Source organism: Actinosynnema sp. (genome assembly GCF_052038725.1).
In genome coordinates this window covers 1-2,959 of sequence record NZ_JBQGCX010001418.1, presented here as the reverse complement: position 1 = coordinate 2,959, position 2,959 = coordinate 1, and the positions used below count along the sequence as shown (strand labels likewise).

Here is a 2,959-nt window from a genome sequence, read left to right as displayed (position 1 = left end):
GGGGGGGGGGGGGGGGGGCCGGGGGGGGGGGGGGGCGGGGCGGCCACGGGCGCCGCCGCTGTACACCTCGTTGTTCGTGCACGGCCTCGCGGGGGTGGGGGGGGGGGCCGGTCCGCCGCCGTCGCGGCTGCCGGTGCCGGTGTCGGCGGCCGAGCAGCTGGTGGCGCTGGCCAGGGCGAACCCCGGCGAGCTGACCCTGATCGCGCTGGGGCCGCTGACGAACCTGGCGCTGGCGGTGCTGCTGGAGCCGGAGCTGCCCGCGCTGCTGCGGTCGGTGACGGCCATGGCGGGGGCGACGGCTGTGCCGGGCAACATCACCCCGTACGCGGAGGCGAACGCCTGGCACGACCCGGAGGCGGCGGCGATCGTGCTGGACGCCGGGTTCGACCTGACGCTGGTCGGGCTGGAGGTGACCGAGTCGGCGCGGGCGGACGCGGACTGGCTGGACCGGCTGGCGGGGCTGCGGACGCGGCGGGCGCGGTACGCGAACGCGATCCTGGCGCACTACGTGGAGTTCTACACGCGGGTGATCGGCAGGCGCACCTGCACCCCGCACGACCCGCTGACCGTGGCGGTGGCGCTGGACCCCGGCCTGGCCACGCACCGCGAGCTGCCGCTGGGGGTGGAGCTGACCGGCACGCACACGCGGGGGCAGATCGTGGCCGACCGGCGGCGGATCACCACGACGGCGCACATCGAGAGCACGATCGACGACACGCCCCGGCCGGTGAAGGTGCTGCGGACGGTGCGGTCGGAGGTGTTCCTGGAGCGGTTGCTGGAGGCGCTGGCCCGGCCGGACTAGCGCAGGACCGGCCGGACCGGCGGGGCCCGTCAGGCGTGCTGGGCGATCTGGATGAGGTTGCCGCAGGTGTCGTCGAGGACGGCGACGACCACGGGCCCGAGCTCGGTGGGCTCCTGGGTGAACCGGACGCCGAGGGCGGTGAGCCTGGCGTGCTCGGCGCGCACGTCGTCCACGGCGAACGAGGTGGCCGGGATGCCGTCGGCGACGAGCGCGTCCTTGTCCGGCTTGACGGCGGGGTGCTCGGAGGGTTCGAGGAGCAGCTGGGTGCCGTCGGGGTCGTCCGGGGAGACGACGGTGAGCCAGCGGGAGTGGCCCATCGGGACGTCGTCCTTGAGCCGGAAGCCGAGCACCCCGGTGTAGAAGTCCAGGGCCTTGGCCTGGTCGTCGACGAAGACGCTGGACAGGTGGATCCTCACGGTGCATCCCCAGGTGGTTCGGGCCGGAGCCAGCGGGCGAGCAGGTGCTCCAGCGGTTCGGTGTTGAGGTGGTGGAACTTGTAGCGACCCTCGCGCCGGGTGCGGACCAGGTCGGCGGCCTCCAGGACGGCGAGGTGCTGGCTGATCGCGTGGCGGGAGAGCTCCAGGCCGTGCTTGGTGATCAGGCGGGTGCAGAGCTCGAACAGGGTCTGGCCGTCCCGCTCGACCAGCTCGTCGAGGACGAGCCTGCGGGTCGGGTCGGCCAGCGCCTTGAACAGCTCCTGGGCCACGGGGCAGAGCATAGGCAAGTGGATGCTTGCCTATCAAGGGGGTGGCCCGTTCGGGTGGCGCGGGTCCGCCGCGAATTCGGTTGCCCGCCGGTCGTGGCCCTCGGCAGGATCGGCGCCGTGAAGAGCGGGTTGCGCGTCATCGCCCAGGAGACCGTGGAGATCACCCGGCGCGGGTCCTACGCGGTCGGGGGCCGCGAGGTGGAGATCGGCGGGGCGGTGGCGGCGGCCGTGGCGGGCACGGTGCTGCACCTGCCGGACGAGCCGCTGGCCGAGGCGGTCCCGGCCGGGTCGGCGCTGGTGGAGGTGACCGGCGAGTCGACCCTGGAGGCGGCGCGGCGGCTGGGGGACGGGGTGGCCTGCCTGGTGTTCGCGTCGGCCCGCAACCCCGGTGGCGGGTTCCTGAACGGCGCCCAGGCCCAGGAGGAGGCGATCGCGCGCTCGTCGGCGCTGCACGCCTGCCTGGAGTCGGTCCCGGCCTTCTACGCCCACCACCGGGCCTGCCCCGACCTCGTCTACAGCGACCGGGTGATCCACGCCCCCGGCGTCCCGGTGTTCCGCTCGGACGACGGCGGGCTGCTGGCGCGACCGCACCGGGCGTCGTTCCTGGCGGCGGCGGCCCCGAACCGGGGCGCGGTGCTGGCCAACCAGCCCGAGCGGGTCGCGGACGTGCGCCCGGCGCTGCTGCGCCGCGCGGAGCGCGTGCTGCGCGTGGCGGCCCACCACGGGCACCGGCGGCTGGTGCTGGGCGCGTGGGGGTGCGGGGTGTTCCGCAACGAGCCGGGCGAGGTGGCGGAGGCGTTCGCGGCGGCGCTGGCGGCGGCGCCCGCGTTCGAGCACGTGGTCTTCGCGGTCCTGGACCGCCGCCGGGACTCCCCGACCAGGGCCGCTTTCACGGCCCGGTTCGGCGGGTCCTGACGGGGATCGCGGGGGCCGCCCCGTTCCCGAGGCGGCCCCCGCGGTCACCTCCGCGCCCGCGGGCTCACCCCAGGTGCAGCCGCGGCCAGTCGGCCAGGTCGGCGAGCATCCCCCGGTCGTGGGTCGCGACGACCACGGCGGCGGGCGTGCCCCGCAGCGCCTCGGTCAGCTCGTCCACGAGCGCGGCCGAGAGGTGGTTGGTCGGCTCGTCGAGCACGACCAGGTTCGGCCGGGTCGCGAGCCGCAGCGCCAGGTCCACCCGCCGCCGCTGCCCCTGCGAGAGCCGCCCGACCGGCGTGCCGGGCACGTGCCCGTCGAGCAGCCCCAGCGCGCCCAGCGGCAGCGCCCCGTCGCCGAGCCGGGCGTGCAGCTGGGCGGCGGTCACCTCGTCCGGCCACGCGGGGACCTCCTGCGCCACCACCGCGATCCGCGCCCCGGCGAGCCGCCGCACACCCCCGGACGTGGGCTCGACCTTCCCGGCGAGCACGGAGAGCAGCGTCGACTTGCCAGCCCCGTTGCCCCCGGTGACCAGCACC

At 76.1% G+C, this 2,959-nt stretch carries 5 protein-coding genes; 2 read left to right on the top strand and 3 right to left on the bottom strand.

Annotated elements, in window-relative coordinates:
- On the top strand, positions 1 to 802 hold an 802-nt coding region (locus ACTUAL_RS29950; protein ID WP_440902590.1), incomplete at its 5' end, for a nucleoside hydrolase.
- A 29-nt stretch (positions 803 to 831) separates the two neighbouring features.
- Here ACTUAL_RS29950 and ACTUAL_RS29945 read toward each other — a convergent pair.
- Positions 832 to 1,218, bottom strand: coding sequence for a VOC family protein (locus tag ACTUAL_RS29945; protein WP_440902589.1), 387 nt, complete (start codon positions 1,216 to 1,218; stop codon positions 832 to 834).
- Positions 1,215 to 1,520, bottom strand: coding sequence for an ArsR/SmtB family transcription factor (locus tag ACTUAL_RS29940; protein ID WP_440902588.1), 306 nt, complete (start codon positions 1,518 to 1,520; stop codon positions 1,215 to 1,217). Before ACTUAL_RS29940 ends, ACTUAL_RS29945 begins: the two co-directional genes overlap by 4 nt.
- Positions 1,521 to 1,625: 105 nt before the next feature.
- Here ACTUAL_RS29940 and ACTUAL_RS29935 point away from each other — a divergent pair, with 105 nt between their 5' ends.
- Positions 1,626 to 2,423, top strand: a complete 798-nt coding sequence (locus ACTUAL_RS29935) for a TIGR02452 family protein (RefSeq protein ID WP_096497762.1) — start codon at positions 1,626 to 1,628, stop codon at positions 2,421 to 2,423.
- 64 nt (positions 2,424 to 2,487) lie between these two features.
- Here the strand turns inward: ACTUAL_RS29935 and ACTUAL_RS29930 are convergent.
- On the bottom strand, positions 2,488 to 2,959 hold a 472-nt coding region (locus ACTUAL_RS29930), incomplete at its 5' end, for an ATP-binding cassette domain-containing protein (RefSeq protein WP_440902587.1).